We start from the raw sequence: 15,057 nt of genomic DNA on the forward strand, positions 1-15,057 counted from the left end.
TGGCGGGGGGGGATAAGAGACTCGCTTCTTGGGGGGGGGGTGCCCCCATCCCCCCCCCCCCCCCCCCCCCCGCGCTCCACCCCCCCCCCCCCCCCCCCCCCCCCCCCCCCCCCCCGGAGCGGCACGGCCGACCCAGGCTGGCAGCCGCGGAGCCGGCCGTCGAGTTCTCCCTGTCCCGCTCGGGCGGCCTGGCCGTCGTGGCCCTCGCCGCGGCCCCCGTCGGCATCGACGTCGAGTCGCGGGCCTTCCGCCACCCGGACAGCCCGCTCGACGGAATGATCCGCCGGCTGCATCCGGCCGAGCGCGCGGCACTCGCCGAACTGCCGCCCGCACGGCGGGAGGAGGGCTTCCTCAGCTGTTGGGTGCGCAAGGAGGCGTATCTGAAGGGCATCGGTACGGGGCTGCCCGGCGGACTGGCCGGCGCGTGCGTGGGCCTGGCCGCCGATGCCGCCGCCGACGGAAGGGGACCGGCGCCGACCACCCGGGGGTGGGTCTTCCTCGACCTCGACCTGCCACCCGGCCACCGCGCGGCCCTCGCCGTCGCCGCACCGGCCTGCGAGACGTCCCGGACGCCGCCCGAACTGAGCGTCAAGACCCTCTACACTGCGGGAATTTTAGTGACTCAGTTTACTGACTCAACTTGACAGCAAGTCATGTAGATAATTGACTCTGTTTTGCCCCGCCCCGTTCGGAGACTGCGGAACCCGACCGGACCGAGAGGAAGACACGTGACACACGACCGTGCGGGCAGCCGCGAAACGCTGCTCGTCGTGGGGTCCGGCTACCGCGCCGGCCACGAGCGCCTGCTGGCCCAGATGGCCGCGGAAGCCGACCTGGTACTACTCAATCCCGAACCGGTGACCTGGCAGCGGCACTGGGTCCAGGCCGCCGAGGTCTTCGACGCCTCCGAAGCCGGCGACACCGACGGGATCGCGCTGAGGGCCGCGAAGGCCCTCGTGGGCCGGCGCCGGGTCGCGGCCGTGGTCACCTACGAGGAGACCATGGTCGTCACGGCGGCCCGACTCGCCCGGAGCCTGGGGCTGCCCGGCGTGCCGGTGGCGGCGGCCGAGCTGGCACGCGACAAGCACCGCCAGCGGACCCTGCTGAACGACACCGGCATCTCGCCGACCCGTTCCCTCCTCGTGCACGACCTCGACACGGCGCGGCGGGCCGCCCGCGACATCGGGTACCCGCTGATCGTCAAACCGCGGGGCCTGTCCGGTAGCGCCGGGGTGCGCCGGGTCGACGAGGAATCCCAATTCGACCCCGCTTTCCACGCGGCACTCCACGCGGACAAGATGGGCCTCGAAAGCGAGGGAATCCTCGTCGAGGAATTCCTGGAAGGCTTCGAGTTCGACGTCGACTGCCTCGTGCACGACGGCACGGCCACCCCCGTCTCCTGGGCGCGCAAGATCTGGGCGTACGACCCCTATCCCGTCGAGGCGGGTTTCATCACCGGACACGGCACCCTGGGCCGGGCCGAGATGACCGAGGGCTTCGACCTCGCCTGCCGCAGCGTCCTCGCCGCCGGCATCGACCGCACCGTCGCCCACGTCGAGGTCAAGATGACCCCGGCGGGACCGCGCATCATCGAGCTGAACGCCCGACCGGGCGGCGACATCGCCTCCCGCATCGTCGAACTGGCCCGCGGCGTGCGGCTCGGCTCCCTCCTCGCCGCCGCCGCCCTGGGCCGCCCGCCGCACACCGCGTCCAGCGAGGACCGCTCGGCAGGCATCCGCTTCCTCTACCCCCGGGCCCGCCAACGCTTCGACGGCCTGGCCGAAGCCGCCACGCTGCGCGCCCGCCCCTGGATCCACGAAATCCGGGAGCTGCGCCCGCGCGGGGAGACGGTGACGCCCCCTCCGGACGACCTCTACGGCCGGGTCGGCTACGTCATGGCCACCGGCGCGCACGCCGACGAGGTCGAGGACCGCCTGCTCCTCGCCCACCACGAACTGAGCGTCCTCGGCTCCTGATCACCCGACCTCCCCTCCCCCGCACGACGACCCCCACCCCGCCCCGCCCACGCCGGCTCACGGCAGGGCGCGACCGCGCACGCCCGCCCACACCCTGCCCACGACAGACCGCGAGAAAGGCCCGAACCATGACCGACTGGCAGCCCGAAACGTACGGCCCCCGCTGGAAGAACGTGTACGACCACATCGACTGGCCGCAGCCCGAGGGCGCCGTCGAGTTCCTCGCCCAGCGCGTCGGCGGCGGCCGCGCACTCGAACTCGCCATCGGGACCGGCCGGGTCGCCCTCCCGCTCGCGCAGCGCGGCGTGCCCCTCGACGGGCTCGACGCGTCCCCGGAGATCGTCGACGTGATGCGCACCAAGCCCGGCGGCGAGTCCATCGAGGTGTCCATCGGCAACATCGCCGACTTCACGTCCGAGCGCCGCTACTCCCTCATCTTCCTGCTGCTCAACTCGCTGTACGCGCTGCAGACCCAGGAAGAGCAGATCCAGTGCTTCGAGTCGGTGGCCGCCCACCTGGAGCCCGGCGGGCTCTTCGTCGTCGAGACGTTCGTACCGGACCCGACGCGCTTCCGCTTCAACGGTCGGGCCCACGTGTACGACGTCGGGCTCGACCACGTGCGCATCGAGGCCGACACCTTCGACCGGGCCACCCAGCACATCAAGGAGAACCACATCGAGATCCGGGAGGACGGCATCAAGCTCTACCCGGCCTTCCTGCGCTACACGTGGCCCTCGGAGCTCGACCTCATGGCCAGGATCGCCGGACTGGAACTCAGCGAACGCTGGGGCGACTGGGACAACGTCCCCTACGACACCTACTCGGAGAACCACATCGGCGTCTACCGCAAGGCGGGCTGACGGTGTCGGACGAACCGGCGCCCCTCGTCCTGACACCGGCGGTGGCCGACGCCCGCTGCGATCCCGGGCTGCCGACCGCCGGACCGCACACCGGGCGCCCCCATCCGGTGGCGGCGCTCGTGGACCGGATCGGGGACCTGTTCGTACCGCTCGGCTTCGACATCGTCGACCTGCCCCTGCTGGAGACCGTCCGCGACAACTTCGACGTGCTCGGCTACCCGCAGGACCATCCGACCCGCACCCGCCTGAGCTTCTACCCCGCACCGGACCTGGTCCTGCGCACCCACGCGTCCTCCGGCGGCCCGCAGGCCATGCGGGCCGCCGCCCCCGCACCGCTGCGGACCCTGCTCGTGGGCACCTGCTTCCGCAACGAACTCTCCTCCCCCTACTCCGGCTCCCAGTTCACCCAGATCGACGGACTCGTGGTCCAGCCCGACGCGGGCCTGCCCGACCTCATGGGACTCTTCGACCGCCTGGTGTCCGGCCTGTTCGGACAGGGACATCCATGGCGCGTGCGCCGCGGCGACTATCCCTTCGCCTCGCCGGGGTTCGCCGTGGACGTGGCATGCCCGCGCTGCGGCCCCGGCTGTGACGAGTGCGAGGGCCGCGGGCACGTCGAGATCGGCGCCGGCGGCATCCTCCGCGACCGGGTGCTCACCGCCGGAGGCCACGACCCCCGCACGGTCGTGGGGTTGAGCTTCGGCTGCTCCGTCGAGCGCCTGCTGAGGCTCACCCACGCGCTGACCGACATCCGGGAACTGCTCGTCAACGATGTGCGCCTGCTGGAGCAGTTCGACCACGCCTACCTGCCGCTGGGGCTGCCGGAGAAAGGAACCGACCCACTGTGAAGATCCCCCTCGCCTGGCTGGAACAGGAATGCGGCGGCCACCTCGACCGTACGGCGCTGCTGGACGGTCTCCACGAGAGCGGCGCACGCGCCGTCCTGGACGCCGACCGCGCGGTGGAGGTCGTACCCCCGCCCGAGCTCGCCCACCTCGGCTCCGTACGCGGCCTGGCAGCCGAGGTCCGGGCCCGCAACGGAGACGGGCCCATCGCACCGCTCCGCCTGTCGGTCCTGCCGAACGGCCTCGCCCTGACGGCGGACGAGGGCATCCCCGGCCGGGTGGCGGCAGCCGTCGTGCGGATCCCGGACGCGGTCCGCCTGCCCGACGCGGCAGCGGACCGGCTGCGCGCGGCAGGCGTGCGGCTCACGGGGACGGTGGCCGACCTGGCTGCGTACGTCGCGCTCGAAACGGGTCAGCCCCTCGGTTCGACCGACGCCCGGGCGCTCGACCTCACCGGCCTGCGGCTGCGTGCCGCGAGCCCCGCCGGACCCGCAGCCCACGACGACCCGAGCACACCGTCACCGCCCCCCGACGTCTGGGTGCTGTCGGCGGGCGAGCGGACCGTGGCCGTCCTCGGGCGGGACACCGCGCCGGCAGCCGTTCCCGCCGACGGCCGCGAGACGCTGGTGTGGGCATGGTGGCTCGACCCGGCGGCGGCGCACCCCGAGCCCCGGCCCGAGTCCCGGCCCGAGTCCCGGCCCGAGTCCCGGCCCGAGTCCCGGCCCGAGTCCCGGCCCGAGTCCCGGCCCGAGTCCCGGCCCGAGTCCCGGCCAGGGACCGGCCCGGAGCCGGACACGGACACGGACGAAAAAGCCCCCGCCGTACGAGGGCACGACCCGCAGGCCTGCGACCGCGCGGTGGCCCGCCTGGTCCGACTCGTCACCGACTGGGCGGGCGGCACCGTCACGGCGGCCGGCCGGGTCGGCGCGGCGGCACCCGGCCCGCGCGTCCTGCGCCCCGACGCCGACGAACTGCGCCGACTGCTCGACCCGGACACCGACCTCGCGACGCTGACCTCCCTCCTGGCCGCCGGCGGAACGGCAGTGGCGACCCCCGGGGAAGGCAGCGCGCTGCACGTCACGGTGCCCGCCGCGCGCCCGGACCTGGACTGTGTTCCCGCACTGGCCGGCGAGGCCGCCCGCGTCCGCGGATACCGGACGCTGCCGCGCCGCCTGCCTCCTTCGGCCACGGGCCCGTGGCCGGACCGGGCGCGCCAGCTGCGGGGCGGCCTCGCCGCCGCCGCCCTGCGGCGGGGACTGCAGCAGGTCGTCTCCCCGGTGCTGCTGCGTGCCTCGGAACCCCTTTCCACGGTCGGTACGCCACCCGGGGCCGAGCCCATCACCGTGCACGGCCGGGCCGGGTTGCGCGACATGCGGGTGCGCGGCTCCCTGCTTCCGGGCCTGCTCGGCGTCGCGGGCCGGTCCCTGCGGCACACGGGAGCGGCCCACCTCTTCGAACTCGGCCAGGTCCCGCTGTCGACCGCGTACGGCGACGAGTCCTGGCGGTTCGCCGTCGTCCTGAGCGGATCCGCCGCACCCGCGTCGCTGGTCGAACCCCGACCGCGGACCGTGGGCTTCGCCGACCTGAACGGCCTCCTGCGGACCGTGGCCGCCGCGGCCGGCCGGGCAGCGTTCGAGCTGACCCCCCGTCCCCACGCGGAGTTCGCGGCCGGCGCCTCGTTCGCCGTCCGCATACGGGGCACCGCGGTGGGCCGGGCGGGACTGCTGTCCGAACGGACCGCGGCCCTGATCGACGCGGCGGGGGAGCGGCTCTTCTGCGCCGAGCTTGACCTCGACGCGCTGGGCGGCCGCCCACCGGTCCCGGCGACCGTGCGGCTACCGGCTCCGCTTCCCCCGCCCGCGTTCAACGTGACCGTCGTGGTGCCGGAGGCCGTGTCGGCCGGCGAGGTCCTGCAGGTGGTCGCCGAGGCCGGCGGCACCGAACACCGGCGGGTCGCCGTGAAGGACCTGCTGCAGGGCGGACGGGTGCCCGCCGGACACCTCTCGCTCACCGTGCGGGCGGAGTTCGTCCGCATGGACGACGGCCCCCTGCGCGAGGAGCGGCGCCGCCGCCGGGAAACGGTGCTGCGGGCGCTCGCCGACCGGGGGTGGAGCGGGCGATGACGCAGGACACGCAGGGCCGTGAGCGCGCCGAGGCCGTGGCCGAGCGCTTCACGACCTGGCTGCGCGCCGACACGTTCACCTGCCTGGGAGCACGGGCGGCGCTCCACCGAGGTGAACTGGAGACCGGTGTCTACGGGGCCCTGGGCGACCGAGAAGGCCTGGACCGGCTCTGCACGGACCTCGGGCGGTTCGTCACCGGCCGGCTGACGAGCTCCGGACGCTTCCATTCCTTCGCCGCGATCTTCACGGAGTCCGATCCGGCGGACGAGGAGACGTTCGAGCGGTTGCTGTGGCAGCAGCTGGGCGCCCTCCACCGGGCGGACCGCGCCGAGAACCCGTGGGCCCCCGACGTCTCGAACGATCCGCGCAGCCCCCGGTTCGGGTTCAGCTTCGGCGGCCACCCGTTCTTCGTCATAGGCCTGCACCGCCGCGCGTCGCGCATCTCACGGCGCTTCGCCCATCCCACCCTCGTCTTCAACTCCCACCGGCAGTTCGCCGAGCTGAAACGCACCGGCGTCTACCAGGGCATGCAGACGAAGATACGCAGCAAGGAAGAGGCGCTCCAGGGCCACGTCAACCCCATGCTCGCCGAGCACGGCGAGATCTCCGAAGCACGGCAGTACTCCGGGCGCGCGGTCCCGCCGCACTGGACGTGCCCGTTCGACCGGCCCGACTGAACGGGGCGCGTGACGGGCCGGGCCGGACCCGCACCGAGCGGACCACCTCGGAGCCGCCCCGTCGCCCGCCGCCCCGAACCGCCGGCTCCCGCCGGGCCGGCCGACTGACACACGACCCGCTCCGACCTGGTCCGACCTGGGCTTGACCGAGTATATTCACTCGCTCTGTCCCGTAGTCAGTCACAATCAAAAGGGGGTGGCCGCCATGGCGGAACCGCAGGCTCTGGGGTCACGGATCCGCCAGCTGCGCCGGGCGGCAGGGCTGTCGCAGATGGACCTGGCCGGCCAGGAGCTCTCCCCCAGCTACATCTCGTTGCTGGAAGCCGGCAAGCGGACCCCCTCCACGGAAGTCCTGGAGCAGATCGCCGCCCGACTCGGCTGCCCGCCCGAGCACCTGCTGGAACTGGTGGCGAACGAACAGCCCGACACCCTCCAGATCGAGCTGCGTTACGCGGAGATCAGCCTGCGCAACGGCGACCCGAAGACCGCCCTGGACACCTTCTCCTCCGTCCGCGACGCGGCAGCCGCGGGAGGGAAGGACGCCGTCCGGCTCTCCGCCGAATACGGAGTGGCCCAGGCTCTGGAACACGACGGCCGGCTGGAGGAGGCCGCCGAGCGCTACCGGGCGCTGCTCGACCACGTCGGGCACGGCCAGTCCCTGGTTCCGCGGCTCGCGGTCGCGGTGGCACTGTGCCGCTGCCACCGCGAGATGGGCGATCTGGCCCACGCGGTCGACCTGGCCACCAGCACCCTGGAGGAGGCCCGCAAGCTCCGGCTCACCTCGACCGTGCTGGGCGTGGAACTGCTGGCCACGCTCGTCGGACTGCACTGCGAACGGGGCGATCTGCACCGTGCCGCCGCCCTGGCCCGGACCGCCATCGAGGAGGCGGAGGGGATCAGCGACCGCAAGGCGCTGGGCGCCGCGTACTGGAACGCCGGAGTGGTGGCGCACCGCAACGGCGCGTCCGCCGACGCCCTGCTGCTGCTGGAACGCGCCTTGGCCATCTACTCCGAGGGAGACGACGCCCGCGCCCTGTCCCGGCTGCGCAACGCCTACGCCTCGGTCCTCATGCAGTCGGAGACCGGCGACCTCGCGGAGGCCAAGGCGCAGCTGACACGCAGCGCCGAGGCCCTCGCCGATCACGGCAGCACCGTCGACCTCGCCTACTGCGAGACCTCGCTCGCCCGCGCCTGCCTGCTGGAGTCCGACGCCCGCCAGGCCGAACGGCACGCCCGGCGGGCGCTGGAACTGCTGGGCTCCGGGCACCGGCTGGAGACGGCACGCACCCTCCTGGTGCTGGCGGGCGCCCAACTGCAGCTCGGCGACGCGGCGGCGGCCGAGGCCGGCTGCGAGCGGGCCGCGCTCCTGCTGGAGGCTTCCGAGGCCGACCGGCAGGCGGCTTCCGCGTGGAACGACCTCGGCGAGCTGCTGGAGCGCTCCGGGCGCACCGAGCGGGCCGTGTGGGCCTACCGACAGAGCCTGCGCTGCCTAGGCCAGCGCAGCAGCCTGCTCCCGGCCGCGGGCGGACCGGTCGCCAACGGGGCGTCCGCCACCGGGCCTGCCGATCGACACGGCCCGGCACGGACGTAGATCGGCTACTGATCCTCTGTTGATCGCCGGCGTCTAACGTCGGAGAGGACAGGGCCGGGACGGGGCGACAACCCCCTCACGAGTCTCTTCCCCGGTTCATGCCTCCGACGAGAAAGCAGCGCTCCGTATGTCGTACGCCGCCAGCCGCCCCACCGGTGTCCACACCCCCCGCGGAGCCCTCACCGGCCCGCTGTCCCACCGCGCCGCCCGCGCGGTGGTCCTGGCCCTGCTGCTGGCGCTGTGCCCCGCCCCACTCACCCTCGCACCGACGGCGGAGCTCCACGGCGCACCGACCGTGCTCCAGAGCGCCCTGCTCGAACTCGACATCCCTCTGTGCTGCTGACGCGATCCGCCGGCAGCACTCCACCACCCCGCACCCACCACCGGCGGACCGCCGGTGGCGAACGTCAAGGAGGACCCTCATGTCCAAGCTCTCCCGCGCCTGTGCGGCACTCGGCCTGACGCTGCTCGCCGCGGCCGCCCTGGGCACGGCCGGACTCGGCCCCGCCGGCCCCGCACCCACCCGCATACAGGCGGACGAGCACGACACCGTCGTGTCCAACGTCAACAACACCGGATCGGACTTCAAGCCGCCGGCCGTGCAGATGTGATCCCCCGCTGATGGACGGCCGTCCGGCAGAGCGGGCACACCCGACGCCCGGGCGGCCACCCCCACGCCCGAGATCCCCGTCCCCCGTAACGGGAACCACGGTCAGTCCAGTCCGACCAGCAGCTCCGACACATCGGCCGCGTCCGGCAGCCCGAGGCGGGTGAAGACACCGTGGGCCTGCTCCAACTGCTCCCGGGCCCGGCGGGTCTCGCCCAGGTCCGCCAGGGCCCGCCCCATGGCGACCGACGCATGCGCCCGGTCCCGGTCCGAGCACGCCTCCTCGCAGCGCTCGACCGCCGCGGCCGCGTGCTCCACCGCCTCCGGCACCCGCCCGGTACGCCGCAGGGTCTCCGCCAGCTGGTACAGCACCTGCGCCTCCCGGTCCCGCAGCCCGGCCGCCCGGCACACCGTCAGGGCCTCCCCGTACCGGACCACCGCCTCCTCGAAGCGGCCCAGTCCGTGCAGGGCCAGGCCGAGCACGTAGAGGGCGTAGGCGGCGCCGACGCGGTCGTCCAACTCGCGCATCAGCGACAGCGCGCGCTCACAGGCGGAGACCGCCTCCTCGGGCCGCCCGCTGCGCACCCGGGCCAGCGCCGCGTTGACGGACGTCACCGCCGCGCCGGAGCGGTGGCCCAAGGTGTGGGCCAGGGCGATCGCCTCGTCGTAGCAGACCGCCGCCTCCTCGAAACGGCGCAGGAACTGCGCCACCAGACCCAGGTCGTTGAGGGCCTGACGCAGCGTGTAGACGTCTCCCGCTTCACGGGCCGCCTCGGCGGACAGCCCGGCGTGCCGCCCCGCGTCCTCGATCCTGTCCGCGCGCAGCGCGATGCCCCCGCAGAGCATCCGTGCCCGCCCGATGGTCCTCCGGCAGCCGGTCAGTTCTGCGGCCTCGGTCAGCGCCAGAGCCACGGGCGCCATCCGCTCGTACCAGACGGCGGGGGTGAACGGGCTGACCGCGAGCAGCATGTCGACCGCGCTGCCGAGCCGGTCCTCGGCCGTTCCCGGCAGGCGCAGGGTGACGGCGCCCAGGGCGGCCGCCACCAGCCCGTCGATCTCGGCGACCACCCAGGCACGGGCGGCGTGCACGTCGTCGAACTCCAGACCGGCCGATCTCGGCGGGCCGAACGCCTTCGCCACCGCGTCTCCGGGAATAGCGTGCGGGAACGCGCTGGAGGCCGTCGCCAGCAGGAAGTCCAGCAGTCTGCCACAGGCTTCCCCCGCCTCCCCGGCGTCATGCGACTCCGCACGCTGCCGGGCGAACACCCTCACCAGTTCGTGGTAGCCGTAGCGGCCGGGCTTCGTGGACTCCACCATCGCGGCATCGGTCAGCGACTCCAGCAGGCCCTCCGCCGTCGACTCGTCGACGCCCAACACCGCAGCCGCCGCCGGCACCCCGATGTCCGCCGCACCGGCCAGCGCGACCAACCGGAACGCCCGCGCCTGGGCCACGGTGAGCTGCTGGTAGCCCAGTTCGAAGACGGCGTCGATGGCCAGCGTGCCGATCCTCAGCTCGGCGATGCGCCGCTGCTCGTCCGCCAGGCGCGCGGTCAGCGTCGCCGCCGTCCACGAGGGCCGCGCCGACAGCCGGGCCGCCACGATCCGCACCGCGAGCGGCAGCTGACCACAGGCCTCGACCAGCCTCAGGGCATCCTCCCGCTGCGCGGCCAGGCGTTCGCGGCCGATGATCGCACCGACCAGCTCCAGCGCCTCGTCAGTGCCGAACGGCTCCAGCAGGAGCTGCGACGTCACCGGCAGGTCGAACACGGGCGATCTGCCGGTGAGGACGACCGCGCAGCTCGATGAACCCGGGATCAGCTCGCGGACCTGATCGGCATCCCGGACGTTGTCCAGGACGATCAGCATCCGCCGCCCGTCGACCAGGGACCGGAACAGCCTGCCGCGGTCCTCGACGCCGTCGGGCACCTCGTCCTCCGGCACGCCCAGCGCAGCCAGGAACCCGGCCAGGACGAAGCCCGGTTTCGCCGGATCGGGCCCGGTGCCCCGCAGGTCGGCATGGAGCTGGCCGTCGGGGTAGTGGGCACGGGCCCGATGGGCGACGTGCAGGGCGAGGCAGGTCTTGCCGACGCCCCCCATCCCCGCGGCGGCCAGCACGATCGGCGTCCGGCGCACGGGTTCGGCGAGTAACGCGTGCCAGACGTCCACCTGATCGCGTCGCCCTACGAAGTCCGGTGCGTCATAAGGGAGCTGGGCGGGCGTGGGCGGTGTGCTCGAGGACGCCGCCCCTTCGGGCGGAACCCCGCGCGAGCCGTCCACGGCGTCTTCGTCCTGCGGCCGGCCCGGGCCCTCGGTGCCGTCGGTGCCCATCCGACCCGCCGGCGGTAACGACGCCACCGATCGCGTCAGGCCCGCCCTGGTCGGTACGGGATCGCCCATGAGGATACGACGGTGCACCTCGGTCAGTTCCGGACCGGGCTCGATGCCCTGCTCCTCGATCAGCAGGTCCCGCACCCGGCCGAACACCGCCAGGGCATCGGCCTGACGCCCCGCCTTGTGGAGCGCGCGCATCAGCAGGCCGTGGGGACGCTCCCGCAGAGGATGCGCCTCGGTCAGTTCGACCAGATCCGGTATGGCCGAGCGTTCCCCGCCCAGCGCCAGGGCGAGCTCGAAGTGCTCCTCGCACAAGGTCAGCCGCAACTCGTCCAGCCGGACGCGCTGCCGCTCCGCGAACGGCCCCGGCACCCCCGCCAGCGGCTCCGCCTGCCAGAGGTCCAGCGCCTGCGCGAGCAACCGCGCGCCCTCCGCCGTCCGATCACCGGCCGTGGCGCGCGCGGCCGCGGCCGCCAGCCCCTCGGCCCGGCACAGGTCCAGCGCCCCGTCGGGCACCGCCAGCCGGTAGCCGTCGCCGGCCAGCTCCAGGACGGTCGGCGCGGCGCCCTCCGGCTCCAGCAGCTTCCGCAGCCGCCAGACGTAGGTACGGACGGTGGTCACCGCCCGGGCGGGCGGCGCGTCCCCCCACAGCGCCCCGATGATCTGCGCCATGGAGACCGGCTGGTTGGCACGGAGCAGCAGGAGCGACAACAGCGCCTGCTGCTGCGGTGGTCCCACCCGCAGCTCGACGTCCCCCCGGTACGCGCGCACGGCGCCCAGTATCTCGAAACGGAATGCTCCGGCCACTCGGTGACCCCTCTCGCAACGGCCAGTAGAGCGAACGCACACGATCGCCCGCAGACACCTGCAAGATGAAATCCGCCGGGCCGTGGATCCACCTTTCCGACGATTTTTCGCCGCCGTCAGCCCCGGCGGACGGCGCGACTCCGCGAGCCGCGCGCGTCGCGCGGCGAGGAGCAGCTGCTGCGGTGCGCGCCGGCAGATGGAATCGGCGGCCGGTACCGAGGACGTTCGAGTCGGTAGCGCGCCCGCACGCCTTCGGCGGGGTTGAGATGGGGTGAGCGGGCAGGCAGCAGCAACCTCGCCAGTCACGCCTCGGCCTCGCCCTTCGACGGAGCGGCCGCACGCGCACGCCTGGCCCGGAGCGCACAGCTGCGGGCGGAGGGCGCAGCCGTGGAGCTCGGATGCGCCGTGGGTCCGGCGCACCGTGGCCAGGGGGTGGCGGTGCGAGTGATGGCCTCGTACGCCTTCGAGCAGCTGGGCGCTGAGCAGGTGACCCTGGAACGGGAGGCGGAGAACGCAGCCTGCGTCGCCGTCGCCGCCAAGGCGGGCTTCAGGCTGTTCGAGGTGCCGCTCACCACGGTTGAGGAGCGGCAGCGATCCTCCTCACTGCAGACGTGGGGTTCGCACCGGCCCCGACCCGGCCGTTCTGACCACCGGCCTCCGCCGCGGCGACCTGCGACCACCGTCCTCATCACACGCCGGTCGAGCACACCTCCGCCCTCACGAAGAACACCGTGCGGATGACAGCGCGTGCTTCGATGAAGGACCCGTCACGCGGCGGAACGTGGGCACGTTCGCGACGATCGAGGAAGTCGACGGGGCCGTCACCGGCCTCTGCGCGGTGACCGCGGACGGATTCGGGGTCGTGTCGGAGGCGGGGGTCAGGGTGCGGGGCCATGGACGCTGCTCCTCGAACTCGGCCACGAGCGGGAGGTGATGTTCCAGGCCCGGCGAGGGGAGTGGTTGGCGGTGCCGGCCTGCGACGCCCCGGCCTGCGACAGGCTCCGTCTCGGGTATGCCGTCGTACTTCTGCACGGGACTCGTGCCTCGCATGTCGAACTCCCGGGTCAGGCCGACGGTGTGGAGCCGAGCCAAGGTGGTCAGCGGACGACCGACGGCTCCGCCGCGGCGCCGGGCGATCCGGGTCGGTGGCGCCGCGGGGGTCAGGGGCGCGGAGTGTCCAGGGCCGTCTCGAGCAGGTGCGCGTACCGCCTGAAGCCGCCCTTGACTGCCTCGGGCGAGGCCGAGGACGGCATGAGCACACCCGGGAGGAACGCCGTCCGCCACATCAGGAACACCTCGCGCACGGTGCGTTCGTGCGCCGGCGCGGCCAGGCGGGCGGCGGCCGTGAGGACGTCGACGATCCGCGCCGGGGTCCTCTCCGGGTCGTCGGCCCGGAACGAGGCCGTGCCGACCAGCGCCTGCAGCAGATGCGTGAGCTGCAGGTCGCATCCCATCCGGGCCATGCGTCCCACGGCCTCGTCCCCGCCCAGGTCCGGCGAGAACGCCTCGATGCCGCCGGACCACAGCAGCAGGGAGGTGGGGGGCACCTCGTGCGCGCGCAGGTAGCCCAGCTGGTCGAGGATCGCCATGGTTTCGGGGTGGAAGGAGCCGATGCCCTGCACGCCGGCCAGGATCCCGTCGAGCTCGCCGCTCCGTTCCGCCGTGAACCGACCGACCGGCCGTTCCCCCAGGGCGGCGGCACATTCGATGATCCCGCCGAGGGGCCCGAAGACCTCCCGGGCGAGCGAGCTCTCCGACGCCGCGGGCCTCTCATCCGACAGTGTCGCCACCCTTTCCCCTTCGTCCGTCCACGTCCCCGGCCTGGAACCTGCCACTGAAGTGTTCCATGATCGCTCGCCCTTGTAGCGCCTGGAGGTGCTTCTTGAGGAGCTCGACGCCTCCGGTGTGTTCACGAAGTGCTCGGGCAGGTTGCCCGCAGGTCCGGAGTGCAGCCGGCGTGTCGTGTTGATGTCCGGGTCGAGCGAGAACTCGTTCCCCCTTCCACTCCGGCGCCCCGTGGTACAGCACCTTGTACGGGGTCAGCCCGAGCGGATCGAGCTCCCAGTCCCACGTCAGCGTGATCGCGTGTGCCGAGCCCGTCGCACGGGTGGTCTGCTCGCACCGCGTGGTCCCGCCCCACGCGAAGTCGACCTGCTCCACGACCGTTTCGCCGTCGGAGTCCAGCCGCTGCTTGACGGTGCGGTGCCCCGGCACGTCGTACTCGTAGCGGACACCGCTGCCCGGGACACGCTCGGGAGTCATTGCGGTCGAGTCCCGGCGCGGGATCGCTTGATCCTTTCTCCTGGTGAAAGCCGGCGCCCAGCCGGGTGGGCAGCCTCTGGCGCCCGAGTTTCCGGCTGGTCCAGCCTCGTGGCCGGGGGTGGGGCGGCGGGGCGTCCCACCGCATTGCGTGGCTGATGGTTCACGAGAGCGAGCGAGTGGGCGGGCGGGACCGGGGTCCGCGTGCGGACTGCCCGCAAGCTCGCCCCGGCCCTCATCGACCGTCCCGCCGGCCGGCCGGCCACCGCCCCGGACAGGAGTAGCCGTCCCCAACGCTTGCTTCGGCCGTGGGACTCTAGCGGGGCGGAAGACCCAGGAGCTTTGCCGGAGCCAGCTCGAGGAACTTCGACATCGCGGTGGCGACGCGGGCCGCCTCGGGGCCATCGGGTTCGCCCGCCAAGCTGCGGAACGTCAGTTCCAGGGCCCGGTCGCCGTGGCGCACCAGCAGAGTGGTGATCTGGGCCTGCTGCCCGGCCGGACCGGCGAGCATCGTGCGCATCAGGGCCTCGTCACCGAACCGCTGCTCCACCTCGAGCGGCTCGCTCGGATCGTCGGCAGGGTTCACCACCTGGACGGTGATCTCCTGATCGCCGACGTTCATCGTCCAAGCGGCGCACTGGGCGTACACCTGCCGCATGTCGGCCATCCAGGCCACGGCCGCCCCCGTTGCCCGCTCCGAGACCCCCTCGTCGACGACGATCGAGGAGTCGGCGTTCATGAACGAGGTCCTGACCTCCCTCGCGGCCTTGTCGTTGAACGCCCTGTTCAGCAGGGCCGTGAGCTCCGGGGTCGGACCGGTCATCGGCGGCGGGTCCTCGTCGGACGAGGGCGACGCCAACTCGGTGAAGTCGTCGAGGCCTGCGCCGACCAGATCCGCTGCGGTGACCAGCAGCCCCTCGAGGTCCCCGGACGGAGAGGTCGGCGCAGGTTGCGATTCGTCACGCGTGCTCACAAGTAGCC

At 73.3% G+C, this 15,057-nt stretch carries 14 protein-coding genes; 10 read left to right on the forward strand and 4 right to left on the reverse strand.

The genetic code is table 11. The annotated features are described in order from the left end of the window. Nucleotides 1–197: 197 nt before the first annotated feature. The 9 genes from ACZ4VL_RS33725 to ACZ4VL_RS33765 all read left to right on the forward strand — a co-directional run bounded on the left by ACZ4VL_RS33725 (nucleotide 198) and on the right by ACZ4VL_RS33765 (nucleotide 8,683). Entirely contained in the window at nucleotides 198–644 is a 447-nt protein-coding gene (locus ACZ4VL_RS33725) for a 4'-phosphopantetheinyl transferase family protein (protein ID WP_468207803.1), read from the forward strand. An 84-nt stretch (nucleotides 645–728) separates the two neighbouring features. Beyond that, entirely contained in the window at nucleotides 729–1,976 is a 1,248-nt protein-coding gene (locus tag ACZ4VL_RS33730; protein ID WP_468207805.1) for an ATP-grasp domain-containing protein, read from the forward strand. Between the two features lie 128 nt (nucleotides 1,977–2,104). Next, the gene (locus ACZ4VL_RS33735; protein ID WP_468207806.1) at nucleotides 2,105–2,836 is read left to right on the forward strand and encodes a class I SAM-dependent DNA methyltransferase; all 732 of its coding nucleotides are present in this window, start codon (nucleotides 2,105–2,107) and stop codon (nucleotides 2,834–2,836) included. 2 nt (nucleotides 2,837–2,838) lie between these two features. Beyond that, nucleotides 2,839–3,684: a tRNA ligase subunit PheS family protein gene (locus tag ACZ4VL_RS33740; protein ID WP_468207808.1), complete on the forward strand. Its 846-nt coding sequence runs from the start codon at nucleotides 2,839–2,841 to the stop codon at nucleotides 3,682–3,684. Then, the gene (locus ACZ4VL_RS33745; RefSeq protein WP_468207810.1) at nucleotides 3,681–5,804 is read left to right on the forward strand and encodes a hypothetical protein; all 2,124 of its coding nucleotides are present in this window, start codon (nucleotides 3,681–3,683) and stop codon (nucleotides 5,802–5,804) included. Before ACZ4VL_RS33740 ends, ACZ4VL_RS33745 begins: the two co-directional genes overlap by 4 nt. After that, nucleotides 5,801–6,481, forward strand: coding sequence for a guanitoxin biosynthesis heme-dependent pre-guanitoxin N-hydroxylase GntA (gntA, locus tag ACZ4VL_RS33750; RefSeq protein WP_468207812.1), 681 nt, complete (start codon nucleotides 5,801–5,803; stop codon nucleotides 6,479–6,481). The genes ACZ4VL_RS33745 and gntA overlap by 4 nt, the downstream gene beginning before the upstream one ends. A 205-nt stretch (nucleotides 6,482–6,686) precedes the next feature. Next, the gene (locus ACZ4VL_RS33755) at nucleotides 6,687–8,072 is read left to right on the forward strand and encodes a helix-turn-helix domain-containing protein (RefSeq protein WP_468207814.1); all 1,386 of its coding nucleotides are present in this window, start codon (nucleotides 6,687–6,689) and stop codon (nucleotides 8,070–8,072) included. Nucleotides 8,073–8,199: 127 nt separating this feature from the next. Beyond that, nucleotides 8,200–8,415 (forward strand): hypothetical protein, encoded by a 216-nt coding sequence (locus tag ACZ4VL_RS33760; protein WP_468207816.1) that lies wholly within the window; start codon nucleotides 8,200–8,202, stop codon nucleotides 8,413–8,415. 79 nt (nucleotides 8,416–8,494) lie between these two features. After that, the gene (locus tag ACZ4VL_RS33765) at nucleotides 8,495–8,683 is read left to right on the forward strand and encodes a hypothetical protein (RefSeq protein ID WP_468207817.1); all 189 of its coding nucleotides are present in this window, start codon (nucleotides 8,495–8,497) and stop codon (nucleotides 8,681–8,683) included. A 101-nt stretch (nucleotides 8,684–8,784) separates the two neighbouring features. On the opposite strand, the gene ACZ4VL_RS33770 is transcribed toward ACZ4VL_RS33765, so the two are convergent. Further along, nucleotides 8,785–11,781 (reverse strand): AfsR/SARP family transcriptional regulator, encoded by a 2,997-nt coding sequence (locus tag ACZ4VL_RS33770; protein WP_468207818.1) that lies wholly within the window; start codon nucleotides 11,779–11,781, stop codon nucleotides 8,785–8,787. A gap of 297 nt (nucleotides 11,782–12,078) precedes the next feature. Here ACZ4VL_RS33770 and ACZ4VL_RS33775 point away from each other — a divergent pair, with 297 nt between their 5' ends. Beyond that, nucleotides 12,079–12,558, forward strand: coding sequence for a GNAT family N-acetyltransferase (locus tag ACZ4VL_RS33775; RefSeq protein ID WP_468207820.1), 480 nt, complete (start codon nucleotides 12,079–12,081; stop codon nucleotides 12,556–12,558). A 419-nt stretch (nucleotides 12,559–12,977) separates the two neighbouring features. On the opposite strand, the gene ACZ4VL_RS33780 is transcribed toward ACZ4VL_RS33775, so the two are convergent. The 3 genes from ACZ4VL_RS33780 to ACZ4VL_RS33790 form a co-directional block, all read right to left on the reverse strand. Continuing rightward, nucleotides 12,978–13,607 (reverse strand): hypothetical protein, encoded by a 630-nt coding sequence (locus tag ACZ4VL_RS33780; RefSeq protein ID WP_468207822.1) that lies wholly within the window; start codon nucleotides 13,605–13,607, stop codon nucleotides 12,978–12,980. Beyond that, nucleotides 13,588–14,079, reverse strand: a complete 492-nt coding sequence (locus ACZ4VL_RS33785; protein WP_468207825.1) for a hypothetical protein — start codon at nucleotides 14,077–14,079, stop codon at nucleotides 13,588–13,590. The genes ACZ4VL_RS33780 and ACZ4VL_RS33785 overlap by 20 nt, the downstream gene beginning before the upstream one ends. A 313-nt stretch (nucleotides 14,080–14,392) precedes the next feature. Then, nucleotides 14,393–15,049, reverse strand: coding sequence for a hypothetical protein (locus ACZ4VL_RS33790; RefSeq protein ID WP_468207828.1), 657 nt, complete (start codon nucleotides 15,047–15,049; stop codon nucleotides 14,393–14,395). Nucleotides 15,050–15,057 lie beyond the last annotated feature (8 nt).

This window comes from Streptomyces sp. NPDC029014, from assembly GCF_055564695.1.